This window comes from Streptomyces sp. SudanB182_2057 (genome assembly GCF_964272715.1).
GTDB classification, from domain to species: domain Bacteria; phylum Actinomycetota; class Actinomycetes; order Streptomycetales; family Streptomycetaceae; genus Streptomyces; species Streptomyces rubradiris.
The window spans coordinates 2040359-2067107 of sequence record NZ_OZ186798.1 but is presented as its reverse complement, the minus strand read 5'-3'; the positions used below and the strand labels follow the sequence as shown (position 1 = coordinate 2067107).

24 protein-coding genes and 1 pseudogene are annotated in these 26749 nt (G+C 72.5%); 9 read left to right on the top strand and 16 right to left on the bottom strand.

The window, feature by feature from the left end:
• Positions 1-200: 200 nt before the first annotated feature.
• Complete coding sequence (gene glgX, locus ACSURM_RS08705) at positions 201-2312, bottom strand: glycogen debranching protein GlgX (protein ID WP_436954394.1); 2112 nt, start codon at positions 2310-2312, stop codon at positions 201-203.
• Between the two features lie 199 nt (positions 2313-2511).
• Here glgX and ACSURM_RS08700 point away from each other — a divergent pair, with 199 nt between their 5' ends.
• The 4 genes from ACSURM_RS08700 (at position 2512) to ACSURM_RS08685 (ending at position 6903) form a co-directional block, all read left to right on the top strand.
• A complete protein-coding gene (locus tag ACSURM_RS08700; RefSeq protein ID WP_436954393.1) occupies positions 2512-3324 on the top strand; it encodes a Tat pathway signal sequence domain protein in 813 nt (270 codons plus the stop codon).
• Positions 3325-3365: 41 nt separating this feature from the next.
• A complete protein-coding gene (locus ACSURM_RS08695) occupies positions 3366-4727 on the top strand; it encodes a copper amine oxidase (RefSeq protein WP_436954392.1) in 1362 nt (453 codons plus the stop codon).
• Positions 4728-4840: 113 nt separating this feature from the next.
• On the top strand, positions 4841-6079 hold the full coding sequence (locus ACSURM_RS08690) for an SAV2148 family HEPN domain-containing protein (protein WP_436954391.1): 1239 nt from the start codon (positions 4841-4843) through the stop codon (positions 6077-6079).
• A gap of 101 nt (positions 6080-6180) precedes the next feature.
• Complete coding sequence (locus ACSURM_RS08685) at positions 6181-6903, top strand: 3'-5' exonuclease (protein ID WP_436954390.1); 723 nt, start codon at positions 6181-6183, stop codon at positions 6901-6903.
• A 55-nt stretch (positions 6904-6958) separates the two neighbouring features.
• On the opposite strand, the gene ACSURM_RS08680 is transcribed toward ACSURM_RS08685, so the two are convergent.
• On the bottom strand, positions 6959-7822 hold the full coding sequence (locus tag ACSURM_RS08680) for a phosphotransferase enzyme family protein (protein WP_436954389.1): 864 nt from the start codon (positions 7820-7822) through the stop codon (positions 6959-6961).
• 166 nt (positions 7823-7988) lie between these two features.
• Here ACSURM_RS08680 and ACSURM_RS08675 point away from each other — a divergent pair, with 166 nt between their 5' ends.
• From ACSURM_RS08675 to ACSURM_RS08655, 5 genes and pseudogenes are all read left to right on the top strand, one after another.
• Positions 7989-8912: a carbohydrate ABC transporter permease gene (locus ACSURM_RS08675; RefSeq protein ID WP_436954388.1), complete on the top strand. Its 924-nt coding sequence runs from the start codon at positions 7989-7991 to the stop codon at positions 8910-8912.
• On the top strand, positions 8909-9760 hold the full coding sequence (locus tag ACSURM_RS08670) for a carbohydrate ABC transporter permease (RefSeq protein ID WP_436954387.1): 852 nt from the start codon (positions 8909-8911) through the stop codon (positions 9758-9760). Before ACSURM_RS08675 ends, ACSURM_RS08670 begins: the two co-directional genes overlap by 4 nt.
• Positions 9760-11037, top strand: a complete 1278-nt coding sequence (locus ACSURM_RS08665) for an ABC transporter substrate-binding protein (protein ID WP_436954386.1) — start codon at positions 9760-9762, stop codon at positions 11035-11037. Before ACSURM_RS08670 ends, ACSURM_RS08665 begins: the two co-directional genes overlap by 1 nt.
• A pseudogene (gene mgt / locus ACSURM_RS08660) lies at positions 11034-12327 on the top strand (macrolide-inactivating glycosyltransferase). The gene ACSURM_RS08665 and the pseudogene mgt overlap by 4 nt, the downstream one beginning before the upstream one ends.
• A 942-nt stretch (positions 12328-13269) precedes the next feature.
• Positions 13270-13569 (top strand): hypothetical protein, encoded by a 300-nt coding sequence (locus ACSURM_RS08655; protein ID WP_436954385.1) that lies wholly within the window; start codon positions 13270-13272, stop codon positions 13567-13569.
• A gap of 72 nt (positions 13570-13641) precedes the next feature.
• On the opposite strand, the gene ACSURM_RS08650 is transcribed toward ACSURM_RS08655, so the two are convergent.
• The 14 genes from ACSURM_RS08650 to ACSURM_RS08585 all read right to left on the bottom strand — a co-directional run bounded on the left by ACSURM_RS08650 (position 13642) and on the right by ACSURM_RS08585 (position 26597).
• On the bottom strand, positions 13642-14382 hold the full coding sequence (locus ACSURM_RS08650; RefSeq protein WP_436954384.1) for a sirohydrochlorin chelatase: 741 nt from the start codon (positions 14380-14382) through the stop codon (positions 13642-13644).
• A gap of 6 nt (positions 14383-14388) precedes the next feature.
• On the bottom strand, positions 14389-15267 hold the full coding sequence (locus ACSURM_RS08645; protein ID WP_436954383.1) for an ABC transporter permease: 879 nt from the start codon (positions 15265-15267) through the stop codon (positions 14389-14391).
• Positions 15254-16033 carry an ABC transporter ATP-binding protein gene (locus tag ACSURM_RS08640; protein ID WP_436954382.1) on the bottom strand — a complete coding sequence of 260 codons (780 nt, stop codon included), beginning with the start codon at positions 16031-16033 and terminating at the stop codon, positions 15254-15256. Before ACSURM_RS08640 ends, ACSURM_RS08645 begins: the two co-directional genes overlap by 14 nt.
• A 36-nt stretch (positions 16034-16069) precedes the next feature.
• Positions 16070-17179, bottom strand: a complete 1110-nt coding sequence (locus ACSURM_RS08635; RefSeq protein WP_436954381.1) for an aliphatic sulfonate ABC transporter substrate-binding protein — start codon at positions 17177-17179, stop codon at positions 16070-16072.
• A 237-nt stretch (positions 17180-17416) separates the two neighbouring features.
• On the bottom strand, positions 17417-18748 hold the full coding sequence (locus ACSURM_RS08630) for a sulfate adenylyltransferase subunit 1 (protein ID WP_436954380.1): 1332 nt from the start codon (positions 18746-18748) through the stop codon (positions 17417-17419).
• Positions 18749-18750: 2 nt separating this feature from the next.
• Positions 18751-19686: a sulfate adenylyltransferase subunit CysD gene (cysD, locus tag ACSURM_RS08625; RefSeq protein ID WP_436954379.1), complete on the bottom strand. Its 936-nt coding sequence runs from the start codon at positions 19684-19686 to the stop codon at positions 18751-18753.
• On the bottom strand, positions 19683-20219 hold the full coding sequence (cysC, locus tag ACSURM_RS08620) for an adenylyl-sulfate kinase (RefSeq protein ID WP_359042087.1): 537 nt from the start codon (positions 20217-20219) through the stop codon (positions 19683-19685). The genes cysD and cysC overlap by 4 nt, the downstream gene beginning before the upstream one ends.
• A gap of 26 nt (positions 20220-20245) precedes the next feature.
• Positions 20246-20956 carry a phosphoadenylyl-sulfate reductase gene (locus tag ACSURM_RS08615; RefSeq protein WP_436954378.1) on the bottom strand — a complete coding sequence of 237 codons (711 nt, stop codon included), beginning with the start codon at positions 20954-20956 and terminating at the stop codon, positions 20246-20248.
• Positions 20953-21135, bottom strand: a complete 183-nt coding sequence (locus ACSURM_RS08610) for a hypothetical protein (RefSeq protein WP_359041896.1) — start codon at positions 21133-21135, stop codon at positions 20953-20955. Before ACSURM_RS08610 ends, ACSURM_RS08615 begins: the two co-directional genes overlap by 4 nt.
• Positions 21132-22829 (bottom strand): nitrite/sulfite reductase, encoded by a 1698-nt coding sequence (locus tag ACSURM_RS08605; protein WP_436954377.1) that lies wholly within the window; start codon positions 22827-22829, stop codon positions 21132-21134. The genes ACSURM_RS08610 and ACSURM_RS08605 overlap by 4 nt, the downstream gene beginning before the upstream one ends.
• A gap of 125 nt (positions 22830-22954) precedes the next feature.
• Positions 22955-23038, bottom strand: coding sequence for a putative leader peptide (locus tag ACSURM_RS08600; protein ID WP_350969053.1), 84 nt, complete (start codon positions 23036-23038; stop codon positions 22955-22957).
• Positions 23039-23165: 127 nt separating this feature from the next.
• Entirely contained in the window at positions 23166-23738 is a 573-nt protein-coding gene (locus tag ACSURM_RS08595) for a GNAT family N-acetyltransferase (RefSeq protein ID WP_436954376.1), read from the bottom strand.
• A gap of 62 nt (positions 23739-23800) precedes the next feature.
• Positions 23801-25132, bottom strand: a complete 1332-nt coding sequence (locus ACSURM_RS08590; protein WP_436954375.1) for a hypothetical protein — start codon at positions 25130-25132, stop codon at positions 23801-23803.
• Between the two features lie 169 nt (positions 25133-25301).
• Positions 25302-26597, bottom strand: a complete 1296-nt coding sequence (locus ACSURM_RS08585; RefSeq protein ID WP_436954374.1) for a GAF domain-containing protein — start codon at positions 26595-26597, stop codon at positions 25302-25304.
• Positions 26598-26749: the final 152 nt, after the last annotated feature.

Genomic DNA, 26749 nt, shown 5'->3' with positions numbered 1-26749 from the left:
TTCGGCCGAGGGCGCGCTCGCGCTCGGCGCGCCGGCCGGGCCGCCGTACTCACCCGTCCGGCCCACGCGCCGGCCGCCGCGGCGTCCCTGCCGGCCCCCCGCGACAGGTCCCTCGCGACCGGCCCCGCGGTTGACGCGCGCCACGCGCGCGTGGCGGACGCGCGGCCCCGCCAAGGGCCGCGCGCCCTACTCCGCGCTCGTTACTCCGCGGGCCGTTGCAGCACCGTCAGGCTGCGGTCCGGGAGGGTGAGGCGGTCGCCGGCCGCGACCTTCTCGCCGGTCCCCGGCTCCACCCCGTCCGGGCGGGCCGTGTCGACCACCACCTGCCACTGCCGGCCGTGGTCGACCGGCACCACGAAGTCCAGCGGTTCGGGGGAGGCGTTGAACATCAGGAGGAAGGAGTCGTCGGTGATGCGTTCCCCGCGCGGGCCGGGCTCGGAGATGGCGTTGCCGTTGAGGAACACCGTCAGCGCGGAGGCCCGTGCCGGGTCCCAGTCCCGCTGGGTCATCCCGGCGCCCTCGGGAGTGAACCAGGCGATGTCGGACAGCTCGTCGTGGGTGCCCTCCACCGGACGGCCGTGGAAGAAGCGGCGCCGCCGCAGGACGGGATGCTCCCGGCGCAGCCACACCATCGCGCGCGTGAACTCGAGCAGTTCGCCGCCGTCCCCCGGCCAGTCGATCCACGACAGCTCGTTGTCCTGGCAGTAGGCGTTGTTGTTGCCGCGCTGGGTGCGCGCGAACTCGTCGCCGTGGCTGATCATCGGCACGCCCTGGGACAGCATCAGGGTGGCGATGAGGTTCCGCATCTGCCGGGCGCGCAGCCGCAGCACCCCGGGATCGTCGGTGTCGCCCTCCACCCCGCAGTTCCAGGACCGGTTGTGGCTCTCGCCGTCCCGGTTGTCCTCGCCGTTGGCCTCGTTGTGCTTGGCGTCGTACGCCACCAGGTCGTGCAGGGTGAAACCGTCGTGGCAGGTGACGAAGTTGATGGAGGCCAGCGGGCGGCGGCCGTCGTGCTGGTAGAGGTCGGAGGAGCCGGTGAGCCGGGAGGCGAACTCGGCCAGCGCGCGCGGCTCGCCCCGCCACAGGTCGCGGACGGTGTCCCGGTACTTGCCGTTCCACTCGGTCCACAACGGCGGGAAGTTGCCCACCTGGTAGCCGCCCTCGCCCACGTCCCACGGCTCGGCGATCAGCTTCACCTGGGAGACCACCGGGTCCTGCTGCACCAGGTCGAAGAACGACGACAGCCGGTCCACCTCGTGGAACTGCCGGGCGAGGGTGGCCGCGAGATCGAAGCGGAAGCCGTCGACGTGCATCTCGGTGACCCAGTACCGCAGCGAGTCCATGATCAGCTGGAGCACGTGCGGGGACCGCATCAGCAGCGAGTTCCCGGTGCCCGTGGTGTCCATGTAGTAGCGCGGGTCGTCGGCGAGCCGGTAGTACGAGGGGTTGTCGAGGCCCTTGAAGGAGAGCGTCGGGCCCAGATGGTTGCCCTCGGCGGTGTGGTTGTAGACCACGTCCAGGATGACCTCGATCCCGGCCTCGTGCAGCGCCCGGACCGCCGACTTGAACTCCAGCACCTGCTGGCCGCGGTCGCCCCAGGAGGCGTACGCGTTGTGCGGGGCGAAGAAGCCGATGGTGTTGTAGCCCCAGTAGTTGCTCAGCCCCATGTCGGCCAGCCGGTGGTCGTTCACGAACTGGTGGACGGGCATCAGTTCGAGCGCCGTCACCCCGAGTTCGGTCAGGTGCTCGATGACCGCCGGGTGGGCGAGGCCCGCGTAGGTGCCGCGCAGTTCCTCGGGCAGCTCCGGGTGACGCATCGTCAGCCCCTTGACGTGGGCCTCGTAGATCACCGTGTGGTGGTACTCGGTGCGCGGCGGCCGGTCGTCGCCCCAGTCGAAGTACGGGTTGATCACCACCGACGTCATGGTGTGCGGCGCCGAGTCCAGGTCGTTGCGCCGCTCCGGCGCGCCGAAGTGGTAGCCGTACACCTCCTCGCCCCACCGGACCGACCCGCTGACCGCCTTCGCGTACGGGTCGAGCAGCAGCTTCGCCGAATTGCAGCGCAGCCCGCGCCCGGGGTCGTACGGGCCGTGCACCCGGAACCCGTACCGCTGCCCCGGCATCACGCCGGGCAGGTACGCGTGCCGCACGAACGCGTCGCTCTCGCGCAGTTCCACCGCCGTCTCCGAGCCGTCGTCGTGCAGCAGACACAGCTCTACTCGGTCCGCGGCCTCCGTGAAGACCGCGAAGTTGGTTCCGGCGCCGTCATAGGTGGCGCCGAGCGGATACGCCTCTCCAGGCCAGACCTGCATGGATACGACTCTCCCAGGTGTGCCGTCCGCCCGGGGCCGCGTCGGCCCCGAGTGTTGTCCGAAAGTGAGGCAACCTCCTGTGGCCCGCCCGGCCTCTTGTGAGGTGACCAGTGCGTGTGGCGGTTCTGGTACCCGCCACGCGCCGAACCAGTGGGGAAAAAACGTACTCCCAGGCACCGAGGGGGAGTAGGGGGAAGACGTGCGCGAGAAAGTGCACCGCCATCTGGGCAAAGTACTGACCGGTGCGGCCCTCGCGGCGGTGGGGACCGCCGCCATGGTCGCGATCACCCTGCCGGGCACGGCGGGCGCCGGCGAGCCGGGAGGGGCCGGCGGCGAGACGCGGGCCGCGCGCCAGGCCGGGCAGGGGCCGGACGCCGCGCCGCCCGGTGTCGTGGAGCGGGCGCCCGCCGAGGCGGAGCGGGGCACGGGCCGTGATCCGCTCACCGACGACGAGCTGGGCCGGGTGGAGAAGGCGGCGCTGGCCGGGCGGCTGTCCGCCCTGGGCGAGAACGTCGCCGGGGAGCGCGGACCGCAGCGGCTGAGCGTCGACCTCGCCGAGCCCGAGGCCGGCGAGACGGACGACCCGGACGCGCCGCGCCGGGCCGACGTGGCCTTCTACGACTACAAGAACGACACGCTCGTCACCAAGACCGTCGACCTGGGCACCGGGAAGGTCGAGCGGACGGACATCCAGCGCGGCGCGCAGCCGCCGCCGAGCCGTGCCGAGAACGCGGAGGCGGCCCGCCTGTTGATCGCGAGCCCGCTCGGCGCGGGCCTCAAGGCGGACTACAAGGACGCCACCGGCGAGGACCTCACCTCCCCGGACCAGCTGGAGCTGAGCGGCGGCATCTACCGGGCCGCGCCCGGCGCCCAGCCCGCCGTCCTCGACGCCTGCGGGACGCACCGGTGCGTACGGCTGTTCTCCAAGGTCAGGAACGGGCCGTGGATCGACACCAGGGACCTGGTGATCGACCTGAGCGCCCGCAAGACCGCCGCCCTCGACCGCGGCTGACCGCCCGCACACCCGTGACCTCGGCAAGGAGTCGTCCCACCATGCCCGAACAGCACCTGCCCGAACAGCACCTGCCCGCCGGTGCCCGGCCGCGCGCACTCGGCCGCGCCGCCCGCAAGACCGCGGCCGTCGGAGTGTCCCTGGCCGCGCTGGCCGCCGCCGCGACGGCCGGCGCGGGCCCCGCCGCGGCCCGGCCGCGCACCGCCCCCGCCGCGGCCCCCGGCTGCAGCGCCGCCTACACGATCGAACAGAAGCTCAGCACCGGCACGACCTGGCGGATGTGCTGGCGCTACGACAGCAAGGCCGGCCTCGTCCTGGAGAACGTCTCCTACCGGCCCAAGGGCGAGACCAAGCCGATCAAGGTCCTCAACAGCGCCAGGCTCGCCCAGGTCCACGTCCCCTACGACGACGGGAAGCACGAGTACTACGACCTGACGGGCCAGGGCTTCGCGCAGGAACTGATGACACTGTCGCCCGGCGAGTGTCCCGGCGGCACCATCAAGACCGTCAAGGTCCCGGACGGCGACCCGAGGAACCCGAACGTCAAGGGGCTGTGCACGACCACTCGTTCGCGTGGTCACGCCTACCGGATGCATGACGTCGTCCAGTCGGACAAGACCTATCAGCAGCAGGGCAAGGACCTGCTGGTGTACACGGTCAACCAGGTCGGCTGGTACGAGTACATCACCGAGTGGCGCTTCCAGGACGACGGCACCGTCAACATGAACGTCGGCGCCACCGGCAGCCTCTCCTGGGAGGACTACAACGCCCAGGACGGGCGCGGCTGGCCCATCGGCAAGAACGCCAAGGACTACGCGACCAGCCACAGCCACAACGTCTTCTGGCGGCTCGACTTCGGCCTCGACGGTTCCTCCGGGACGAAGGTCGAGCAGTACGACTCCACCGTCAGCGCCCCCTCCGGGCGGCAGGAGGGCCCGACCGCCAGGACCACCCGCACCAAGCCGGCCAAGGAGTTCGCGGGCGACTACAAGAACTACCGCTGGTGGCGGATGGTCAGCGCGACCGGTAAGAACAAGGACGGGCACGCCCGTTCGTACGAACTGGTCCCCGGACCCACCACCAAGTACCCGGGCCGCCCCTTCACCAAGCACGACCTGTACGTCACCCAGTACGACAAGTGCGAGCTGTTCGCCAACGACAACCCCAAGTGCGCGACCGGCCACCCGAAGTCCGTCGACAAGTGGGTGAACGGCCAGGCCCTCACCCACCCCGTGGTCTGGGTGAACGTCGGCTTCCACCACATCGCCCGGGACGAGGACCAGCAGCCCATGCCCGTGCACTGGCAGGGCTTCTCCATCGCGCCGCGGGACGTCACGGCTATGAATCCGCTCACTCCCAAGGAACTGGCATGGCAGAACGGACACTGGGAATGGCGTAGTTGAGCCGAGCAGCCGGGACACCGACCTGTCCATCCGGCTGCACCGCCGGCCGCTCCCGGAGTAGGCTTCCTTGATCGTTGAGATGGGAAGCCCCGGGAGCGGAAGGCGGTGCACGGGTGGGCTCGGGAGGGCTGGAGCTGCCTCCTGGTGACGAGGGTCACGAGGGGAACTCCGCAGACGTCCCGCCCGGCGCGGTGTCCCTGGCCCGGCCGATGGACGTGGGGTCCATCGGCCCGGAGCTGGACTGGGACGCCGACGCCTGGCGCGAGGTGCGCACCCGCGCCCAGCGGGCCGGCCGGGCCTACATCTGGCTGAACCTCGTCGAACAGCGGCTGCGCGCGGTCGTGGCCGCCGTGCTGCGGCCCGTCTACGAACCCGTCCACGGCGACGAGTGGGTGGTGGCCGCGGCCGGCCCGGCCGGACAGGAGTGGGTGCAGCGGGCGGTCGCCGTCCGCGAGGTCAGCCGCCGCAAGGGCTATCTGCTCGACCCGGCCGACGACAACGTCCTCAGCTTCCTCACCCTGCCGCAGCTGCGCGAGCTGGTGGTGCAGCACTGGCCGTGCTTCGAGCCGTACTTCGACGAGCGCCGGGACCTCGAACTCGCCCTGGACGAGCTGGAGGTGACCCGCAACGTCGTCTCCCGCAACCGGGCCCTGTCCGAGGCGGTGCTCGGCCAGGCCGAGCGGGCCTCGGCCCGGCTGCTGGAGATGCTCGGCGCGGGCGGGGACGTGCCCTCGGCGCGCCGGCTGCCCGTGGACGCGGTCGAGGACCTGGTCGGCGACCGGTACGCGGACGTCGTCGCGGTCCACTCCGACCGGGTGCGGCTGCTGCGCCAGTTCCCGGCCGAGGACATCTTCGGCGGCGCCCGCCGGCTCGACGCCATCGGCATCGGCCTCAACCTGCTGGTGCAGAACTTCTCCGGGCGCCGCCTGGTCCGGCTCGCCGAGTCCGGCTGCCGGGTGCGGCTGCTCTTCCTCAACCCGGCCTCCAGCTCGGTCAAGCGCCGCGAGCGCGAACTGGGGATGAAACGGGGCGAACTGAGCCGCTCGGTGGAGATGAACATCCTGCACATGCGCCGGGTGCGGTCCCGGCTGCGCGACCCGGGCGCGTTCGAGATCCAGGTGTACGACGAGACGCCCCGCTTCACCGCCTACCTGGTGGACGGCGACGGCGCGGACGGCGTCGCGGTGGTGCAGTCCTATCTGCGCGGGGCGCGCGGGATGGAGTCACCGGTCCTGGTGCTGCGCAACGGCAGCCGGCTGGTCACCTCCGACGATGCCGGAGAATCCGGTCTTTTCCCGACATACCGCGAGGAATTCGAGCTGGCCTGGGCGGATTCGCGTCCGGTGTCCTGACCCGCCGGAGCCGGGCGGTGCGAGGCCGTCGGCGGATTGTCAGTGCCGCGTGCGATGGTGGAGGCACTGGGGGAAAGCACCACCGAGAAGGGGGGCCGCCCATGGGCTGGCACCAGGAGCTGCTGATCGGCTTCGACCTGGAGACGACCGGGACCGATCCGCGTCGGGCGCGCATCGTCACCGGTGCCGTGATCGAGGTCAGGGCCGGTGAGCCCGTGGGCCGCCGGGAGTGGCTGGCCGATCCGGGCGTGGAGATCCCGGCCGACGCGGTCGCGGTCCACGGCATCAGCACCGCACGCGCGGCGGCCGAGGGCCGTCCGGCCGACCAGGTGGCCGACGCCATCGCGGATGTCCTGGTGTCCTACTGGAAGACGGGCGTCCCGGTCGTCGCCTACAACGCGGCCTTCGACCTCACCCTGCTCTCCGCCGAACTGCGCCGGTACGGCCTGCCGTCCCTGACCGACCGGCTCGGCACCGCCCCCGCCCCGGTCGTCGACCCGTACACCATCGACCGCTGGGCCGACCGCTACCGCCGCGGCAAACGGAACCTGGAGGCGGTCTGCGCCGAGTACGGCATAGTCCTGGGCGCGGCCCACGACGCCACCGCCGACGCCCTGGCCGCCGCGCGGCTCGCCTCCGCGATAGCCGACCGCCACCCGAAGATCGCCGCCCTCGGCCCCGCCGAACTGCACCGGCGTCAGATCGGGTGGTACGCCGAATGGGCGGCGGACTTCCAGGCGTTCCTGCGGCGCAAGGGCGAGACGGACGCGGTGGTCGACGGCGCGTGGCCGCTCCGCGAACTGACCGAGGACCAACCCGTCTAGCGAAGCCCTCCGGGGGCGCGTCGAGGCGTCCCCCGCCTTCCGGGGCGCAGGGCCGTCAGAACGGATACCACCGCACCGTCTCGTCCCCGTCCCGCAGGGACGCCACCCGGCGCCGGAACTCGGCCAGGGCCTTCGGGTTGGCCGGGGCGTGCTGGGCCACCCACGCGCAGCTGGCCGTCTCCCGGGCGCCGCGCAGCACCCCGCAGCCGTCCCACTCGCGCACGTCCCAGCCGTAGGCCCCGGTGAAGGAGTCGTACGCCTCGGCGGGCAGCCCGTAGCGGTCGCGGGAGAGGGCCATGACCACCAGGTCGTGCTCGCGCAGGTCCGCGGCGAAGGTCTCCAGGTCGACCAGGACCGGCCCGTCCGGTCCGACGTGCACATTGCGGGGCAGCGCGTCGCCGTGGACCGGCCCCGGCGGCAGACGGGGCGTCAGCGCCGCCGCCCGGGCCGCGAAGCCGTCGCGGCGCGCACGGAGATAGGCGGCGTCCTCCGGGTCGATCGCGTCACCCGCGAGCCGCAGCCAGCGCTCCACCCCGCCCAGCAGATCGCGGGGCGGCAAGGCGAACGGGGGAGAGGGGAGGGCGTGCACGACGCGCAGCAGCACGGCCAGGTCCCGTGGCTCGGCGGGCCGCACGGCGTCCGGCAGCCGGTGCCACACGGTCACCGGATGGCCGTCCACCAGCAGGGGCTTCGGCTCGGCCGCCCGCACCGCGGGCACGCCCGCCTCGGCCAGCCAGGAGGCGACGGCCAGTTCGCGCTCGGCCCGCGGCAGCAGCTCGGCGTCCCGGCCGACCTTCACCACCAGGTCGCCGGCGGCGAACACCGCGTTCTCGCCGAGGGCCAGCAGCCGGGCGTCCCCGGCCGGTCCCGGAAGCACCCCCGCCGCGGCCAGTACGTCCCGCGCGCGTGCCTCGTCCATCGTCCCGCCTCCGTGCCGTCTTCCCGTGCCGTGTCCGTCCGGTGCCCGGCCAGTCTCGCATCCGCACAGGTCGGCGGCGGTGCGCGGGCCCTTGACGGGGTACCGGGCCTTGACGACCATGAACACGCCAACCGGAGCAGGCAAAGGGGCTGATTCCGTGACAGAGGTGGCCGAAACACGGACACCGGCGGCGGGGGCACACCCCCGCGCCGGACTCCGGATCTCCGACCGCGGCGCCTGGTTCCTGGTCCTGCCCGCCCTCATCCCGATCCTGCTGCTCAGCGTCGGCCCGCTGCTCTACGGCGTCCTGCTGGCCTTCACCGACGCCCAGTCCGGCCGGACGGCCGCCACCCGGTGGATCGGCGCCCTCAACTTCCGGGACCTGCTGCACGACACCCTGTTCTGGGAGTCGTTCCGCATCGGCCTGGTCTGGGCGGCGGGCGTGACCGTGCCCCAGTTCCTGCTGGCGCTCGGCCTGGCCCTGCTGCTCAGCCAGGACTTACGGCTGCGCGGCCTGGCCCGCGCCCTCGCGATCGTGCCCTGGGCGATGCCCGAGGTCGTCGTCGGCATCATGTGGCGGCTCGTCTACAACCCGGACGCGGGCGTCCTCAACGAGACCCTGCGCGGCCTCGGCCTCGGGGACGGCCGGGACTGGCTGAGCGGCCTGGCCACCGCGCTGCCCGCGGTGATCGTCGTCGGCGTCTGGGCGGGCCTGCCGCAGACCACGGTGGCCCTGCTCGCCGGACTGCAGAACGTCCCCCGCGAACTCCGCGAGGCGGCCGCGGTCGACGGCGCGGGCGCCTGGCGCCGCTTCCGCACGGTCACCTGGCCCGCGCTCAGACCGGTGGCCCTCGCCATCACCGCGCTGAACCTGATCTGGAACCTCAACTCCTTCGCCCTGGTCTACGTCCTCACCGGCGGCGGACCCGGCGGCCAGACCCGGCTGCCCATGCTCTTCGCCTACGAGGAGGCCTTCCGCTACGGCCAGTTCGGCTACGCGGCGGCCATGGGCTGCGTGCTCGTCGCCGTGGTCTCCGTCCTGCTCGCGGTGTTCCTGGCCGGCCGGCTGCGCGGCGGTGCGGACGCATGAGGAGCGCACGCACCCCGAGGACCCGCCGCGCCGCCCGCGCCGGCCAGTACACGGCCCTGCTCGGCTACCTGCTGTTCCTCGCCTTCCCGCTGCTGTGGCTGCTGTCCACCGCGCTGAAGTCCCCGCGCGAGCTGGGCAGCCCGCACCCCACCTGGATCCCGCGCCACCCCACCCTGGCCAACGTCCGGCAGGCCTTCGCCGAGCAGCCGCTGGCGCCCGCCGCCCTCAACTCCCTGCTGGTGGCGCTCGCCACCGCCGCCGTCACGGTACTGATCGCCACCCCGATGGCCTACGTCATGGCCCGGCACCGCACCCGGGCGGCCCGCGCGGCCACGGGCTGGGTGGTGGTCAGCCAGGCGTTCCCCTTCGTCCTGCTGATCATCCCGCTGTTCCTGGTGCTGAAGCGGCTGCGGCTGATCGACTCCCTGACCGGACTGGTACTGGTGTACGTGGTGTGGTCGCTGCCGTTCGCGCTGTGGATGCTCGCCGGCCACGCCCGCGCGGTCCCCGCCGAACTCGAGGAGGCGGCGGCCGTCGACGGGGCCGGGCGGCTGAGAACGCTGACGTCGGTGACGGTGCCGCTGCTGGCGCCGGGCATCGCGGCGACGGCCCTGTTCGCGTTCGTCACCGCGTGGAACGAGTTCTTCTTCGCGCTGGTGCTGCTCAAGAGCCCGCGGCGGCAGACGCTCCCGGTCGTCCTCACCCACTTCATCGGCGCGGAGGGCGTGGCCGACCTCGGCCCGCTGGCCGCCGCCGCGTTCCTGGCCACCCTGCCCTCCCTGGCCTTCTTCGCACTCGTCCAGCGGCGGATCACCAGCGGCCTGCTCACCGGGGCGGTGAAGAGCTGATGCGGACCCGGCTCACCCTGGCGCTCGCCGCGCTCCTGCTCCTCCTCGCGGGCTGCTCCTCGGGCGACCCCGCGGACGGCCCGGTCACCCTGCGTTTTCAGTCCCTGGCCTGGCAGCCGGACTCCGTCGCCGCCACCAAGGAGCTGGTGCGGGAGTGGAACGCCACCCACCCGGACGTCAAGGTCGAGTACGTCCAGGGCAGCTGGGACAGCGTGCACGACCAGCTGCTCACCTCCTTCGAGGGCGGCGAGGCACCGGACGTCATCCACGACGCCTCCGACGACCTCGCCGACTTCGCCTACGGCGGCTACCTCGCCGACCTGTCCGGCCTGCTGCCCGCCCGGCTCGCCTCCGACATCCCGCGCGGCAGCTGGCAGACGGCCACCTTCGGGCGCGGTGTCTACGGCGTGCCGTTCCTCCAGGAGCCCCGCGTGCTGGTCGCCGACGCCGACCGGCTGCGCGCGGCCAAGGTGCGCATCCCGACACCCGAACGCCCCTGGAGCTGGCCGGAGTTCCGGCAGGTCGCCAAGAAGCTCACCGGGCCCGGCCGGTACGGCGTGGCCTGGCCGCTGAAGGACCCCGTGTCCGCCACGCTCAACCTGTCCCTGTCGGCGGGCGGACGGCTCTTCCACCGGGGCGCGGACGGCAAGGTCACCGTGCGGTTCGAGGACGGGGACGCGGTCGTGGCGCGCACCATCCACGACCAGGTCGCCGTCGACCGCAGCGCCCCCGCCTCGACCCTCGGCAGCGGTGGCGCGGACACCCTGCCCGGCCTCTTCGGCGGCCGGTACGCGATGGTCCCGCTGGGCTTCTCCTACCGCCAGCAGATCGTGCGGCAGGCCCCCGAGGACTTCCACTGGCAGGTGCTGCCCGCCCCGGCCGGCGCCGACGGGCTCACCCAGGGCGTCAGCCCGCAGACGCTGTCCGTCTCCGCCGACTGCCCGCACAAGAAGGAGGCCGTCGCCTTCATTGACTTCCTGCTGCGGCCCCGGAACATGGTGCGTCTCGCCCTCGGGGACTGGATGCTGCCCACCGGCACCCAGGCCCTGAAGGACCCGGCCCTGCACACCGCCCGGCACGGCTGGGCCACCGGCACCGCCCTCGCGGCCCGGCTCCGCCCCGCCCCCGCCCAGTCCGTGCGGGGCTACCCGGAATGGAAGGACAAGGTGGCCACCCCGGCCTACCAGCAGTACTACAGCGGCGCGAGCACCCTCGCCGAGCTGCGCCGCCGCCTGGAGCGGGACGGCAACCTGGTGCTGGCCCGCTACCAGCGCTGACCGCCGGCCCCGGACGCACCGCACGCACCGGAAAAGAATTAGACGAGACGTTTCGTCTCGCATACCGTCGGCGTCATGACCGCTCGTACCGCCCCCGCCCACATCGCCATGTTCTCCATCGCCGCCCACGGCCATGTGAACCCCAGCCTGGAGGTGATCCGTGAACTCGTCGCCCGCGGCCACCGCGTCACGTACGCCATTCCGCCGGTCTTCGCCGACAAGGTGGCCGCCACCGGCGCCCGGCCCGTGCTCTACCGCTCCACCCTGCCCGGCCCCGACGCCGACCCGGAGGCATGGGGGAGCACCCTGCTGGACAACGTCGAGCCGTTCCTGAACGACGCGATCCAGGCGCTCCCGCAACTCGCCGAGGCATACGCCGACGACGTCCCCGACCTCGTCCTGCACGACATCACCTCCTACCCGGCCCGCGTCCTCGCCCACCGCTGGGGCGTCCCGGCGATCTCCCTGTCCCCGAACCTCGTCGCCTGGAAGGGGTACGAGGAGGAGGTCGCCGAACCGATGTGGCGCGAGCCCCGGCAGACCGAGCGCGGACAGGCCTACTACGCCCGGTTCGAGGCATGGCTGAGGGAGAACGGGATCACCGAGCACCCCGACGCGTTCGCGGGCCGTCCGCCGCGCTCCCTGGTGCTCATCCCGAAGGCGCTCCAGCCGCACGCCGACCGGGTGGACGAAAGCGCGTACACCTTCGTCGGCGGCTGTCAGGGAGACCGCACCGAGGAGGGCGGCTGGCAGCGGCCCGCCGGCGCGGAGAAGGTCGTGCTGGTGTCGCTCGGCTCGGCCTTCACCAAGCAGCCCGCCTTCTACCGGGAGTGCGTGCGCGCCTTCGGGAACCTGCCCGGCTGGCACCTCGTCCTCCAGGTCGGCCGGAAGGTGACCCGCGCCGAACTGGGCGAGCTGCCGGACAACGTGGAGGTCCACGACTGGGTGCCGCAGCTCGCGATCCTGCGCCAGGCCGACCTGTTCGTCACCCACGCGGGCGCCGGCGGCAGCCAGGAGGGGCTGGCCACCGCGACGCCCATGATCGCCGTACCGCAGGCCGTCGACCAGTTCGGCAACGCCGACATGCTCCAGGCGCTCGGCGTCGCCCGGAAACTGGCGACCGAGGAGGCCACCGCCGGCCTGCTCCGCGAGACCGCCCTCTCTCTGGTGGACGATCCGGAGGTCGCGCGCCGGCTCGAACGGATCCAGGCGGAGATGGCCCAGGAGGGCGGCACCCGGCGGGCGGCCGACCTCATCGAGGCCGAACTGCCCGGGCGCCACGAGTCGTAGGACCCGGCGGCCGGCCGGGCGGCCCGTGTCCGTTCCGGCCGGCGGAGATCCACTGCGTGATATCGAAACCTTGTTGAACAAGTCACAGCCGCGTGAAGAGGTTGCCCCGGCCCCCGCTCATCGGCCAGAGTTTCGCGCAGCCCGCCTCGGCGCGGGCACGGCCGTCGTGCCCGCCCCCACGGGGCACGACGGCCGTACACGCGCGCCCGCTCCCCGCAACGCACAGGGCCCGCTGGACAGTTGGCCGGAAATCGTCCATGCGTGGGCCTGTCAGTGACACCGGAGCCGCGGCCGACGCAGAACCAGACGCCGCCGCGGTCCGACGTCACAGGGGAACGCCGGACCGCGGCCGCCGATACCACACACCCGCCCCCCGTTGGTCCGGCTCACCGAAGCGCGCGACAAACCCGTCAGGCTGTTCCTAGGGTGAAGCCCACGGAAGGCCGGAAGGGGCGGAATCAGGGTGAGGGGCAGACCACTACCGGTGTCGCCACGCCGCCGCGAGGGCGCCATTCCCCGGCGCCCGGACACCCGCGCGCGGCCCGGACTGCGACTTCGCCGCGCGGACGGCCGCGGCCCCGTCGGCGACCGGCCGTACGCCCGCCGAGGGCCGGCCGGGCTCCCGCGGGCGACCAGCCGTACGCTCCCTTCCGCACCGGACCCGGCGAGGACGGTCAACGGACGGCGCTCACCCGGACGGGTGGCGATTTCCGGCCCCCACGGGCCCACGGCCCCGTCCGGGACGGACGACGTCCGGCGCCCGAATCCGCGGTCCAGGCCGCACCGTACCGGCGAAATCAGGCCAACGTTCAGCCGTCGGCCCGCCTCGGCACCGTTCCTTCGGCACGGCCCTACCGGCCGGCGGCGCGCACCCACGACATCGGTGACGTCTGCGGCCCCGGCCGCCCGACGGCTCCTCCGGCCCGCGAGCGAGGACAGGACATGAGCACATACAACTTCGGAAACGTCAACGGCCCGGCCCGCTACGGCGACCGCACCCCGGACCTGGAGACCCTGATGGAGGCCGCCGACCGGCTCACCGAGGCGCTGCGCGCCGAGTATCCCGGGCTGGTGAGCAGCGGCGAGACCATCCAGGAGCAGCTGGCGCAGTCCGCCGACGACGGCCTGCCGCCCAACCGGGGCCGGATCCGCTCCGCACTGGAGACGATCGCCATCGCCGCCTCGGCCGGCACCGCCAGCCTCGACTACACCCGGCACCTGCTGCACGCCCTCGATCTCTGACCGCCCACGCCCGGCCCACCCGCGAGGCCGGCCGCGGTCAGGCCGGGGAGGCCGGGGCGACCGGCCCGGGCGTCACGCGCCGAGTGCCGTCAGAGCCGGCCGCCGGGCCCGGTCGTAGCGCTCCAGCAGCACGCGGGCGACCTCCGGTGCCGCTCCCAGCACTTCGGCGCACACATCGGCCTCCGCCGCGCCGCGCGCGATCCGGTCCGGCAGGAAGCCGGGGGCCAGCACATACGGTGCCACGGCGACCCGCGCGCAGCCGAGCCGCCGCAGCTCCCGCACCGCGTCCTCGGTGCGGGGAAGGGATGCGGAGGCGAACGCAGGCCGCACGGCGCACCAACCGGTGTGCCGCCACTCCCGCGCGATATCAGCGATCACTGCGATCGCCTCCGGGTCGGAGGACCCCGCCGAGGCAAGCACGACCCCGGTCGAGGACTTGTCGGCGGGCGTCAGCCCCGCCTCGTACAGCCGCCGTTCCAGCGCGGACAGCAGCAGCGGCGACGGGCCGAGCACCTCCGCCTGCCGGATCCGCAGCCGCGCCGGGGCGTCCCGCAGCACGGCCGGGATGTCGGCCTTGGCGTGGAACGCACGGGTCAGCAGCAGCGGCAGGGCGATCACATCCCGGACGCCCTCCGCCGCCAGCGACTCCAGCACCCCGTGCACCGTCGGGACGTTGAAGTCCAGGAAGCCGGTCTCCACGCGCAGCCCGGGCCGCAGCGACCGCACCCGCTCCACGAGGGCGTGCACGGTCGCCGCGTGCCGCGGGTCACGGCTGCCGTGGGCGATGACGAGGAGAACCGGCCTGGTGCGCATGGGACGTCAGCTCTTCACCAGCAGGCCGCGGCTGCGCAGCACCCACCGCTCCAGCGGACTGAAGATCAGCAGATCTATGGCGATGCCGACGAACAGGATCAGCAGGATCGCCTCGAACACCATCGCCATGTCGCTGGCGGTGCGGCCGTTCTCCAGCAACTGGCCGAGGCCCACGCCGAGGTCGGGGAACTGCGCGATGATCTCCGCGGCCATCAGCGAACGCCAGGAGAACGCCCAGCCCTGCTTCAGACCCGCCACATAGCCGGGCAGCGAGGCCGGCAGGGTGACGTACCAGACGCCCTTGGCGCCCGTGGCGCCCATGGTGCGGCCCGCGCGCAGGAACAGCGGCGGCACCTGGTCGACGCCGGACACCAGACCGTTGGCGATGGACGGCACGGCGCCGAGCAGGATCACCGCGTACATCATCGAGTTGTCCAGGCCCAGCCAGATCACCGCCGGCGGCACCCACGCCACCGACGGCAGCGACTGGAGCCCGGACAGGATCGGGCCGATGGCCGCGCGCACGAACTTCACCCGGGCCACCAGCAGACCCAGCGGGGTGCCGATGACCAGCGCGAACGCGAAGCCCAGCAGACCGCGCGAGACACTGGTCCAGATGTAGCCGAGCAGCTCGCCCTGGAGCCAGGCGTCCCGGAACGCGGCTCCCACCGCGCCCGGCGAGGGCAGCTTCGTCGGGTCGTCCACGACCGGGTACAGGATGTACCAGACCACCATCACCACCGCGATGGCGACGACCGGCGGCAGGATCTTGTTGACGAGGGTCTCGCGCAGCGGGGGGCGGCCCGTGGTCGTGGTCTCCAGCGCGTCCAGGCCGGCCTCGACGCTCCCGGCGTCCTGGACCGGTGTCGTCTCAGTGCTGGCCATGGCGGCGGATCTCCCCACGCAGTACTTCGGTTATCTCAAGGGACAGTTCGGCCACGGGCGCGTCCTCGATGCGGCGCGGCTGCGGCAGGTCCACGCGCCACTCGCGCGCGATCCGGCCCGGACGGGAGGACAGCAGGACCACCCGCTGCGCGAGCCGCACCGCCTCGCGCACGTTGTGCGTGACGAACAGGACGGAGAGCCCGGTCTCCGCCCAGATACGGGTCAGCTCGTCGTGCAGCACGTCCCGCGTGATGGCGTCGAGCGCGGCGAACGGCTCGTCCATCAGCAGCATGTTGCTCTCCTGGGCCAGCGCGCGGGCCATCGCCACCCGCTGGCGCATACCGCCGGACAGCTCGTGCACCCGCTTGCCGTGGGCGCCCTTCAGCCGCACCAGTTCGAGCAGTTCCTCGGCCTTGTCGCGCCGGTCGGGCTTGGGAACGCCCCGCAGCTTGAGGGCGAGTTCGATGTTCTTGCCCGCGGTCAGCCAGGGGAACAGGGCGTGTTCCTGGAACATCAGGGCGGGCCGGCCGTCCGTGGTGATGGAGCCGGCGCTCGGCCGGTCCAGGCCCGCCACCAGGTTCAGCAGCGTGGACTTGCCGCAGCCCGAGGCCCCCAGGAGGGTGACGAACTCACCCGGCGCGACATCGATGCTGATGTCGTCCAGGACGAGCTGCTGCCCGCCCGGGGCCGCGAAGGACTTCGAGACGTGCTCAAGGCGTGCCGCGAACTCGACGGTCTCGTCGGCCTTGGCGAGGGTCGTGGCCATGGTCGTCACCTCCTGGGGACGCGTCGGTCGGGGGCGTCAGCTGGTGCCGAGGCCGGCGGCGTCGACCGCGGGACGGCCCTCGGCCTTGAGGACCTTGTTGAGGAGCGTCAGGTCGTAGATCCCCTTCAGGTCCGGCTTCTCCAGCAGGCCGGCCTTGACCGCGTGCTCGGCCTCGGTGTCGAGGGTGGCGGCCAGCGGGTCGTCGGTGAACTGGATGGACTTCCAGGCCGGGTCGAGGATCTTCGCCGGGAGCGCCTTGCCGGAGTCCGTCGCCAGCCGCTGGTTCGCGGCGGCCTTCGCCTCGTCTGGGTGGGCGTTGATCCACTTGTTGGTCTCGACCGACGCCTTCAGCACGGCCTCGACCGCCTTCGGGTGGTCCTTCAGGAAGTCCTGCCGCACGATGATGTTCGTGATCACGAACTTCTTCTCCGGCCAGAGCGTCGCCTCGTCCAGGAGCACCTTGGCGCCCTCGGAGACCAGCTTCGACGCGGTCGGCTCCGGCACCCACGCGCCGTCGATCGAGCCGGACTTGTAGGCGTCCGGCATGATCTTGTTGTCCGTGCGGACGACGGTGACATCACCCTTGCCGCTCTGCGCGTCGACCTTCCAGCCCTGGTCGGCGGCCCAGTTGAGGAACGCCACGTCCTGCGTGTTGCCGAGCTGGGGCGTGGCTATCTTCTTGCCCTCGACGTCCTTCAGGGACTTGATCCGCGCCGGGTTGACGACCAGCTTCACCCCGCCGGAGGCCGAACCGCCGATGATCCTCAGGCTTTTGCCGTTGGACTTGGTGTAGCCGTTGATGGCCGGGGACGGGCCGATCCAGCCGATGTCGATGGAGCCGGCGTTGAGGGCCTCGATCTCGGACGGGCCGGCGTTGAAGACGGCGGGCTTGACCGCGGTGGCGCCCAGCTCCTTCTGGAAGAAGCCCTTCTGCACGCCGACCAGCGCGGTGCCGTGGGTCAGGTTGCCGAAGTACCCGATCTTGACGGAGTCGAGCCCGTCGGTCTTCTCGGCGCCGGCGGCGATCTTGGCGGTGCCGTCGTCCTTGGCCTCGGAGCCGTAGCCGCAGGCGGCCAGCGCGAGCAGGGGAAGAGCGGCGAGGGCCGCTGTGCCGCGGCGCAGGAGCGATGAGCTGATGGCAGGCACGGGAGGGTTTCCTCTCGTTGGCCCGGCGGTCACGGTCTCTCAGGTCGTGGCCGGGAGTTCGGCTGGAGGTCTTCGTCGCTTCCGGGACGACGCCGGGTGGGGGGAGCGGGCGCGCGAGCGGTGCGCGTACGTCAGCGCACACATCGCGCCACTCCGCCCTGCCCGCTGCCGAGGGCGCCGCTGCCGACGCGGCCGCCCTCCTTGGCGAACGTCGAGTAGACGTCGGGCGTCCTCATGTCAGAAGTCCCAGCCGTCGTCGGCCGTGTCCTTGACCGGCTCCGGGGCGGCGAACGACTCGCCGACCATGCCTGCGGTCAGCGTGGTGCCGTCGGCGGGGTCGATCAGGATGAACGAGCCGGTGCGGCGCGAGTCGGCGTAGGAGTCGACCGGCAGCGGCTCGGCGGTACGGATCTTCACCCGGCCGATGTCGTTGGCGACGAGCTGCCCCGGGTGCGGGTGCAGGGACAGGTCGTCGAGCGTGAGCCGGGACGGGATGTCCTTCACGATCGCCTTGACCGTGCGGGTGCCGTGCTTGAGCAGCACCCGGTGGCCCACGGTGAGGGGCGCGTCGGCGACGTGGCAGACGGTCGCCTCCACGTCCTGCGTGGTGGCCGGGGCGTCCTTCGTCGGCACGATCAGGTCGCCGCGCGAGACGTCGATGTCGTCCTGGAGCAGCACCGTCACCGACTGCGTCGTCCAGGCCACGTCGACCGGCTTGCCCAGCAGGTCGAGGCCGGCGATCCGGGTGGTCCGCCCGGACGGCAGGACCGTGACCTCCTCGCCGACCCGGAAGGTGCCGGCCGCGATCTGGCCCGCGTAGCCCCGGTAGTCGGGGTGCTCGGCGGTCTGCGGCCGGATCACGTACTGCACGGGCAGCCGCGCGTGGCAGTGCGCCAGGTCGTGGCTGACCGGCACGGTCTCCAGGTGCTCCAGCACGGTGGGACCGCCGTACCAGTCCATGTTCGCGCTGGGCTCCACCACGTTGTCCCCGGCCAGCGCCGAGATCGGTATCGCGGTGACCTCCGGGACGCCCAGCTCGGTCGCGTACGCCGTGAACTCCTCGGCGATCGCCGCGAAGACCCGCTCCTCGTACTCGACGAGGTCCATCTTGTTCACGGCCAGCACGACGTGCGGGACGCGCAGCAGGGCGGCGATGGCCGCGTGCCGGCGGGTCTGCTCGACCACGCCGTTGCGGGCGTCGACCAGGATGACCGTCAGCTCGGCGGTGGAGGCGCCGGTGACCATGTTCCGGGTGTACTGCACATGGCCGGGGGTGTCGGCGAGGATGAACCGGCGCCGGGGCGTGGCGAAGTAGCGGTAGGCGACGTCGATGGTGATGCCCTGCTCCCGCTCGGCGCGCAGGCCGTCGGTGAGGAGGGCGAGGTCCGGGCCGTCCTGGCCGCGGGAGGCGGACACCCGCTCCACGGCCTCCAGTTGGTCGGCGAGGACCGACTTGGAGTCGTGCAGCAGCCGCCCGACGAGGGTGGACTTGCCGTCGTCGACGGAGCCGGCGGTGGCGAACCGCAGCAGGGTGGTGGCCGAGAGCGCCTCGGTCGTGGTCGTGCTCATGCCTAGAAGTACCCCTCGCGCTTGCGGTCTTCCATCGCGGCCTCGGACAGCTTGTCGTCGGCGCGGGTCGCGCCGCGCTCGGTCAGCCGGGACGCCGCGATCTCGGCGATGACCTTCTCGATGGTGTCGGCGTCGGAGTCGACCGCGCCGGTGCAGGACATGTCGCCGACGGTGCGGTAGCGCACCCGCCGCTTCTCGACGGTCTCGCCGTCCTTCGGGCCGCCCCACTCGCCCGCGGTCAGCCACATGCCGGAACGCTGGAAGACCTCGCGCTCGTGCGCGTAGTAGATCTGCGGCAGCTCGATGTCCTCGCGGGCGATGTACTGCCACACGTCCAGCTCGGTCCAGTTGGACAGCGGGAAGACGCGGACGTGCTCGCCGGGGGCGTGCCGGCCGTTGTACAGGTTCCACAGCTCCGGGCGCTGGCGGCGCGGGTCCCACTGGGAGAACTCGTCGCGCAGGGAGAACACGCGCTCCTTGGCGCGGGCCTTCTCCTCGTCGCGCCGGCCGCCGCCGAAGACCGCGTCGAACTTCTCGCTCTGGATCTTCTCGGTGAGCGGGAGCGTCTGGAGCGGGTTGCGGGTGCCGTCGGGACGCTCCTTGAGCACACCGCGGTCGATGTAGTCCTGGACCGAGGCCACGTGGAGGCGCAGCCCGTGCGCGGCCACCACACCGTCCCGGTACTGGAGGACTTCCGGGAAGTTGTGTCCCGTGTCCACGTGCAGCAGGGAGAAGGGGACCGCGGCCGGGGCGAACGCCTTCAGCGCGAGGTGCAGCATGACGATGGAGTCCTTGCCGCCGGAGAACAGGATCACCGGGTTCTCGAACTCGCCCGCCACCTCGCGGAAGATGTGCACCGCCTCGGACTCCAGCGCGTCCAGGTGCGACAGGGCGTACGGGCTCTCCGTGCCGCCTTCCGTCTTGGCGACCGTGGTCATGCCAGTCCCCTCTCGCTCAGCAGCGCGTACACCGACGCCGCGGACTCCTGGACCGTCTGGTGCTGCGACTCGATCCGCAGGTCGGGCGTCTCGGGCTCCTCGTACGGGTCGTCGACCCCGGTGAGCCCGGACAGCTCGCCCGCTGCCTGCTTGGCGTACAGCCCCTTCACATCGCGCACGCTGCACACCTCGACGGGGGTCGCCACATGGATCTCCAGATACGGCGTCCCGTTCTCCGCGTGCCGCTTGCGCACCGCCTCCCGGCTGTCCGCGTACGGCGCGATCACCGGCACCAGCGCCTTGACGCCGTTGCGGGCGAGCAGTTCGGCGACGAAGCCGATGCGCTGGACGTTGGTGTGCCGGTCCTCGCGGGAAAAGCCGAGCCCGGCCGAGATGAACTCGCGGATCTCGTCGCCGTCGAGCACCTCGACGCGGTGGCCCCCGGCACGCAGCCGGTCCGCCAGCTCGTACGCGATGGTGGTCTTGCCGGCGCTCGGCAGACCCGTGAGCCAGACGGTGGCTCCGGTCGTCACGTGCATCTCCTGGGTCTGGTCGTTCGTCATCCGTGCAGCCCGCACTCGGTCTTGGCGCGTCCCGCCCAGCGGCCGGCGCGCGCGTCCTCGCCCTCCAGGACCCTGCGGGTGCACGGGGCGCAGCCGATGGAGGCGTAGCCGTCCATCAGCAACGGGTTGGCCAGCACGCCGTGTTCGGCGATGTAGGCGTCCACGTCGTCCTGGGTCCAGCGGGCGATCGGCGAGACCTTGACCTTCCGCCGCTTCTCGTCCCAGCCGACGACGGGGGTGTTCGCCCGGGTCGGGGACTCGTCGCGGCGCAGGCCGGTCGCCCATGCCCGGTAGCCGGCCAGTCCCTCTTCGAGGGGCTTGACCTTGCGCAGCTTGCAGCACAGGTCGGGGTCGCGGTCGTGCAGCTTCGGGCCGTACTCCGCGTCCTGTTCGGCGACCGTCTGGCGCGGGGTGAGGGTGATGACGTTGACGTCCATCACGGCCTGCACCGCGTCCCGGGTGCCGATGGTCTCCGGGAAGTGGTAACCGGTGTCCAGGAAGACGACGTCCACGCCCTTGCGCACGCGTGAGGCGAGGTGGGCGACCACGGCGTCCTCCATGGAGGAGGTGACGCAGAACCCGTCGCCGAAGGTGTCCACCGCCCACTGGAGGATCTCCAGCGCGGAGGCGTCCTCCAGCTCGCGGCCCGCCCGCTCGGCGAGCGCCTTCAACTCCTCGGTGGACCGTTCGTCCTGAGTGGTCGTCATATCCGCTCGTCCCCTCCGTGGTCGGCTCGCTGAACGCCCCGGGCCAGCAGCCCGAGGAACTTCAGCCGGAATGCGCGGTTGCACGCCCCGCATTCCCAGGCGCCGTGACCCTCGCCGCTCGGGCGCAGGTCCTCGTCGCCGCAATAGGGGCAGTAGAAGGGCGCGGCCCGCTCGCTCACGACAGCGCCTCCTCGGAAGCGCGCGCCGCCCACGTCGCGAACCGTTCGCCGTCCTCGCGTTCGGCCTGGAAGCGCTTCAGCACCCGCTCGATGTAGTCGGGCAGTTCCTCGGACGTCACCTTCAGGCCGCGCACCTTGCGGCCGAAGCCGGCCTCCAGGCCGAGGGCGCCGCCGAGGTGCACCTGGTAGCCCTCGACCTGCTCGCCCCGGTCGTTCAGGACGAGCTGCCCCTTGAGGCCGATGTCCGCGACCTGGATGCGGGCGCAGGCGTTCGGGCAGCCGTTGAGGTTGATGGTGAGCGGCTCGTCGAACTCCGGCAGGCGGCGCTCCAGTTCGTCGATCAGCTGGGAGCCGCGCTGCTTGGTCTCCACGATGGCGAGCTTGCAGAACTCGATGCCGGTGCAGGCCATGGTGCCGCGCCGGAAGGAGGACGGGCGGGCGGTGAGGTCCAGCGCCTCCAGGCCCTCCACCAGCGAGTCGACCCGGTCCTGCTCGACGTCGAGGATGATCATCTTCTGCTCGACGGTGGTGCGGACCCGTCCCGAGCCGTGCGCCTCGGCGAGGTCGGCGACCTTGGTGAGCGTGGTGCCGTCGACCCGGCCGACCCGCGGCGCGAAACCGACGTAGAACCGGCCGTCCTTCTGCCGGTGCACCCCGATGTGGTCGCGCCACTGCCGCACCGGCTGCTCGGGGGCGGGCCCGTCGACCAGCTTGCGGTTCAGGTACTCGTCCTCCAGCACCTGCCGGAACTTCTCCGCGCCCCAGTCGGCGACGAGGAACTTCAGCCGGGCGCGGTTGCGCAGCCGCCGGTAGCCGTAGTCGCGGAAGATCGAGATGACGCCCTCGTAGACGTCCGGCACCTCGTCGATCGGCACCCAGGTGCCCAGCCGCACACCGAGCTTGGGGTTGGTGGACAGACCGCCGCCGACCCACACGTCGAAGCCGGGGCCGTGCTCGGGGTGGGTCACGCCGACGAACGCGACGTCGTTGATCTCGTGCACCACGTCCAGCAGCGGCGACCCCGAGATGGCCGTCTTGAACTTCCGGGGGAGGTTCGAGTACGCCGGGTTGTTCAGCACCCGGCGCTTCATCTCCTCCAGCGCCGGAGTCGCGTCGATGATCTCGTCCTCGGCGATGCCCGCCACCGGCGAACCGATCATCACACGCGGGGTGTCGCCGCAGGCGGTCACGGTGGACAGGCCCACGCTCTCCAGCCGGTTCCAGATCTCGGGCACGTCCTCGATCCGGATCCAGTGGTACTGGACGTTCTGCCGGTCGGTGATGTCCGCGGTGCCGCGCGCGAACTCCTGCGAGATCTCGCCGATGACCCGCAACTGCCGCGTGGTCAGCGCCCCGCCGTCGATGCGGACGCGCAGCATGAAGTAGCTGTCGTCCAGCTCCTCGGGCTCCAGGATCGCGGTCTTGCCGCCGTCGATCCCGGGCTTGCGCTGGGTGTACAGCCCCCACCAGCGCATCCGGCCGCGCAGGTCGTTCGGGTCGATGGAGTCGAAGCCGCGCTTGGAGTAGATCGTCTCAATGCGTGTCCGCACATTGAGACCGTCGTCGTCCTTCTTGAACTGCTCGTTGCCGTTGAGCGGCGTGAAGTGGCCGGCGGCCCACTGGCCCTCGCCGCGGTGACGGCTCACCTTGCGGCGGGGCGCGGAGGCGGCGGGGTTCGGTGGGGTGGCGGCCATGGTTGTACGTCCTTCGGGACCGGTGGGAATCAGCTCTGACCTGCACAGACGCGCGCACGCGGGCAGGCGTGCGCGGCGTTGCGCGGAAGGAAGGGGGACGGGGTGTGCGGCGGTGCTGGGAGGCGTCAGCCCACCGGACAGATGGCGCTGGACATGCGGCCGAGGTCGACGTGCCGCCGACTCACCAAGGCAATTCCAGTTCCGGACATGACGGAAGCGTGTCACGGCGATCTGGACACAGTCCAGCTTCGTCCGTCATCCGGACATTGATGTCTCGGAATGTGAAACAGGGGTGGTGTGGCTCACATGTGCCGCCGTAAGGCTTGTCCCAGCAGGTCAGGCGGGGTATGCGCCGGGCCACGGCCCCGGTGTGGCCACCTCCGGTTCCGGCTCCACCTTGGTGTCGAACAGCTTGAAGCCCCGCCGCAGGTAGTTGTCCATCGCGTGCTCGCCGTCCTTGCTGCACGTGTGCAGCCACACCCGCTTGGTCGGCGTCCGCCCCGGCCACCGCTCGGCCAGGTCCCAGGCGCGGGCCGTGCCGTAGGCCAGCAGATGGCCGCCGACGCGCCGGCCGCGGAAGGCGGGGATCAGCCCGAAGTAGACGATCTCGACCACGCCGTCGTCCTGCGGCTCCAGTTCCACGTAACCGGCCGGGGTGCCCCGGTCGTAGGCCACCCAGGTCTCCACGCCGGGCCGCTCCAGGTACTCCTGCCAGCGCGCGTATGTCCAGCCCAGCCGGTCGGTCCAGCGGATGTCGCCGCCCACCGAGGCGTACAGGAACCGGCTGAACTCGGGAGAGGGCAGCTCGGCGCGGACGATCCGGACGTCGCCGTCGGGGGCGGCGGCGGGCAGGAGGTCGGCCGGGGACGTCTGCTCCAGGGACCACGTGGTGACAGGAACGCTGCTCATGCGGGCCAGGGAATCATCCCGCCACCTGGTCTGTCGACGCGCCCGGGTGGGGCGCCGCCGGTTCAGTCCAGGGAGTCGTCCAGGCCGGCCAGGGGCAGTGCGAACAGCATGCGGTCCGACAGCGACCACACCTCGCCGGTCTCCCGCCAGTAGGACAGGGAGCCCGCGTCCCGTGCCCAGCAGCGGTCCGAGGCGTCGGCGCCGCAGCGGGCCTCCCGGGTCCGCTCGGTGTCCTGCCGCCACAGCCCGCCGTGCCCGTCCTGCGTACCGGGCAGCCGTCCCACATACCAGGACGGCCGGTCCGCCCCGGCCTCCCGGTACGACAGCACGCCCCGGATGCCGGCCGCCCGGGTGCGGTACGCCTCCACCGCGTCCACCCGCCCCGCGCCGTCCGTGGCGAGCAGCCCAGGGCGCGCCGGGTCGGTGTCGAACGGGTACCGCCACAGTCGCGCGCGCCGGTCGCCGTCCGGCGCGGTCCACTCCGCGGCCACCAGGCTGTCGGGGGCCGTGCCGCGGTCCAGGGCGAGCGCGCCCGGACAGGGCGGCCCGGAGGCCGAGCAGGGCCCGGCGGCGAAGCGGTACGAGGCGACGGCGGGCAGGACGTAGCCGTAGCCGCCGGCGGACCAGCCGCCGGGCACCCGGCCGATCGCGGGCGCGTCGACCGTGGCGCGCTGGATCCGGTCGAGGTCGTAGACGTAGAGCGCGTCGCCGCCGCCGGACGTGGTGGTGACCAGCAGCTTGTCCTGGTGCCAGACCATGCCCGAGACGCCGGAGGCGAGGCCCCGGTAGTCGCGGCCGCCGTCCACCGGCACCACCGGGAGCACCCAGCGGTAGGCGAGGTGCGCGGGGTCGTCCGCGTTCACGAAGGCCACCCGGGCGAGGCCCTGTTCCCCGGGGCGGCCGGCCGTGGCGCTGTGCGTCCAGCCGGCCAGGATCACCCGGTGGGTGCCCCACACGCCGTCGTCGTCGGCGTCGCCGGAGGTGGTCACCGAGGCCGGCCGCCAGTCGCCGGCGGTGTCGGCCGGGTCCCAGCAGTAGGCGCGGGCGGCGGCGGGGGCGACCGGCAGGGACGCGCGGTCGTCGGCGGAGCAGTCGTCCGCCTCGCGCAGCCGGTGGTCGGCGTCGCGCAGCACGGCGTCCACGCCGACCGGGCGGCCCATCGCGGAGGCGAGCCGGTCCAGCGAGCGGGCGGGCACCAGGTGCTCGTGGAGCCGCAGTCGCCCGGTGTCCGCCGGGGAGGTCAGCGGGGTGAGCGCGCCGGGGTTCGTGGCGACCCCGGCCTGGGAGGTGCTGATCAGGGTGGCGGCGGCGGTGAGCGCCAGCGCGGTCCCGGCCAGGGCGGCACGCAGGGCCGCGCCCCGCCTGCGCCGCCGGTGTCTGCCGCGATGCTTCATCTCTCCTCCAGGGGCCCGGCCAACTGCGCCCGCTGGTCCGAACATTGACGCGAGGAACAGGTGGTGCGGCCCCTACGGGATGCTACGGCAGGATCGGGCCGGAGGGGGCCGGTACCGGAGGTGACCAGGCGGAGACCATGTGGGGAAGTGCGGGGGAACCGTGCGGGAACTACGCCGGGGCCGCTCGCTCACGGCCTTCCTGACCGGTGTTCCGTTTCCGCGTCACCGCCGGTGCCGTCGACTGCGGGAGCAGGTCACCGGGGTCGTCCGGCAGCACGACCGCCACTTCCGCATCGTCGCGGAAACGATACGGCCGATGCCGTAGGAGTTCCCCGAGATACCGCCGGACCCTGGACATCTCCGCCCGTACGGTCACCGTCCGGGAGGGGTCGTCGAACAGATCCCCGGCCAGCTCCGCCGCCCCGCGCCCGGCGCGGTGTTCGGCGAGCAGGAACAGCAGTTCCGCGTGGCGCGGGCTCAACTCCCGCGACCAGGAACCCGACGCGCCGGTGACCGTGACCGTGCGCCGGTCCCGCCCGGCGAGATCCAGCACGATCCGGCACGCGTCCGGGGCGGCCGGCCGGTCCTCCGCCCGCAGCAGCCATCCGCCGGCCAGCGGCTCCACCGCGCACGCGCCCAGCGAGGGCAGCCAACGGTGGCCCGGCGCAAGCGACTTGGGCAGCGCCACCCGCCGCACGTACGGCATCCCGGTCACCGCCGCCGCCCAGCCGTCCCGGTCCACCACCACCGCCCGCCCGGGCAGCCGGGCCAGCACCGGCGCCGCCACCGCCCGCAGCCGCTCCAGCGACGCCAGGTGCAGCTCCCGCAGCCGGGCCTCGGCCAGCTTGGCCACCGAGTCCACCCAGGCCAGGGTCGCCGGATGCATCGTCTCCAGCGGGCCGCTGACATCCACCACACCGAGCAGCCGGCCGTCCCGCGGATCGCTGATCGGCGCGCCCGTGCAGGTCCAGGACGTGTGCGACCGTACGAAGTGCTCGGCGGCGAACACCTGGACGGGCCGCCGTACCACCGCGGGCGTGCCCACCCCGTTGGTGCCGACGACGTCCTCCCGCCAGTCCGCGCCGACCTCGAACCCCAGGCCGTCGGCCTTGCGCAGCACCGGGGAGGCGCCCTCCCGCCACAGCACCCGGCCGTCGGCGTCCGCGACGACCATGATGTGCTGCGCCACGTCGGCGACCGAAAGCAGCCCCTCCCGGAGCACCGGCAGGACCTGCCGCAGCGGAGACTCCTCCCGTCGTCGCCGTACCTCGTCCGAGGGCAACAGCCCGACGCGCACGTCGCGTTCGGGGTCGACACCGCTGCGCTGCACCCGGTCCCACGACTGTTCGATCACCGGGCGGGGCGCGATCCGCGCACGTCGCCCGGCGAGCGCGGCCTCGCGCACCTCGCTCAGCACCCGCGCCGCCTGCACCGCGTCCCGCGCGGCCAGGCGCACCAGATCCATCGGCGGGTTCCCCACTGCGGTCCTCCCGGAAAACACATCGAACACTCTTGTCAAGCGGTCCGGGCGGCGGTTTCCGGTCCGACTGTCCTCACATAGTGCCGTTCCGCTCATGGCGGAGGCACAGACTCCGCGCATGTGCCCCCATAAGTTGC

What these genes read in the sequence shown, in the direction of transcription:
- ACSURM_RS08680 (WP_436954389.1), bottom strand. Translation starts at nt 7,822, where the DNA reads ATGGACGAGGCACGCGCGCGGGACGTACTGGCCGCGGCGGGGGTGCTT.
- ACSURM_RS08605 (WP_436954377.1), bottom strand. Translation starts at nt 22,829, where the DNA reads ATGGCCGCCACCCCACCGAACCCCGCCGCCTCCGCGCCCCGCCGCAAG.
- ACSURM_RS08655 (WP_436954385.1), top strand. Translation starts at nt 13,270, where the DNA reads ATGAGCACATACAACTTCGGAAACGTCAACGGCCCGGCCCGCTACGGC.
- ACSURM_RS08650 (WP_436954384.1), bottom strand. Translation starts at nt 14,382, where the DNA reads ATGCGCACCAGGCCGGTTCTCCTCGTCATCGCCCACGGCAGCCGTGAC.
- ACSURM_RS08640 (WP_436954382.1), bottom strand. Translation starts at nt 16,033, where the DNA reads ATGGCCACGACCCTCGCCAAGGCCGACGAGACCGTCGAGTTCGCGGCA.
- ACSURM_RS08615 (WP_436954378.1), bottom strand. Translation starts at nt 20,956, where the DNA reads ATGACGACCACTCAGGACGAACGGTCCACCGAGGAGTTGAAGGCGCTC.
- ACSURM_RS08670 (WP_436954387.1), top strand. Translation starts at nt 8,909, where the DNA reads ATGAGGAGCGCACGCACCCCGAGGACCCGCCGCGCCGCCCGCGCCGGC.
- ACSURM_RS08585 (WP_436954374.1), bottom strand. Translation starts at nt 26,597, where the DNA reads ATGGATCTGGTGCGCCTGGCCGCGCGGGACGCGGTGCAGGCGGCGCGG.
- glgX (WP_436954394.1), bottom strand. Translation starts at nt 2,312, where the DNA reads ATGCAGGTCTGGCCTGGAGAGGCGTATCCGCTCGGCGCCACCTATGAC.
- cysD (WP_436954379.1), bottom strand. Translation starts at nt 19,686, where the DNA reads ATGACCACGGTCGCCAAGACGGAAGGCGGCACGGAGAGCCCGTACGCC.
- ACSURM_RS08695 (WP_436954392.1), top strand. Translation starts at nt 3,366, where the DNA reads ATGCCCGAACAGCACCTGCCCGAACAGCACCTGCCCGCCGGTGCCCGG.
- ACSURM_RS08630 (WP_436954380.1), bottom strand. Translation starts at nt 18,748, where the DNA reads ATGAGCACGACCACGACCGAGGCGCTCTCGGCCACCACCCTGCTGCGG.
- ACSURM_RS08590 (WP_436954375.1), bottom strand. Translation starts at nt 25,132, where the DNA reads ATGAAGCATCGCGGCAGACACCGGCGGCGCAGGCGGGGCGCGGCCCTG.
- ACSURM_RS08665 (WP_436954386.1), top strand. Translation starts at nt 9,760, where the DNA reads ATGCGGACCCGGCTCACCCTGGCGCTCGCCGCGCTCCTGCTCCTCCTC.
- ACSURM_RS08600 (WP_350969053.1), bottom strand. Translation starts at nt 23,038, where the DNA reads ATGTCCGGAACTGGAATTGCCTTGGTGAGTCGGCGGCACGTCGACCTC.
- ACSURM_RS08685 (WP_436954390.1), top strand. Translation starts at nt 6,181, where the DNA reads ATGGGCTGGCACCAGGAGCTGCTGATCGGCTTCGACCTGGAGACGACC.
- ACSURM_RS08595 (WP_436954376.1), bottom strand. Translation starts at nt 23,738, where the DNA reads ATGAGCAGCGTTCCTGTCACCACGTGGTCCCTGGAGCAGACGTCCCCG.
- ACSURM_RS08645 (WP_436954383.1), bottom strand. Translation starts at nt 15,267, where the DNA reads ATGGCCAGCACTGAGACGACACCGGTCCAGGACGCCGGGAGCGTCGAG.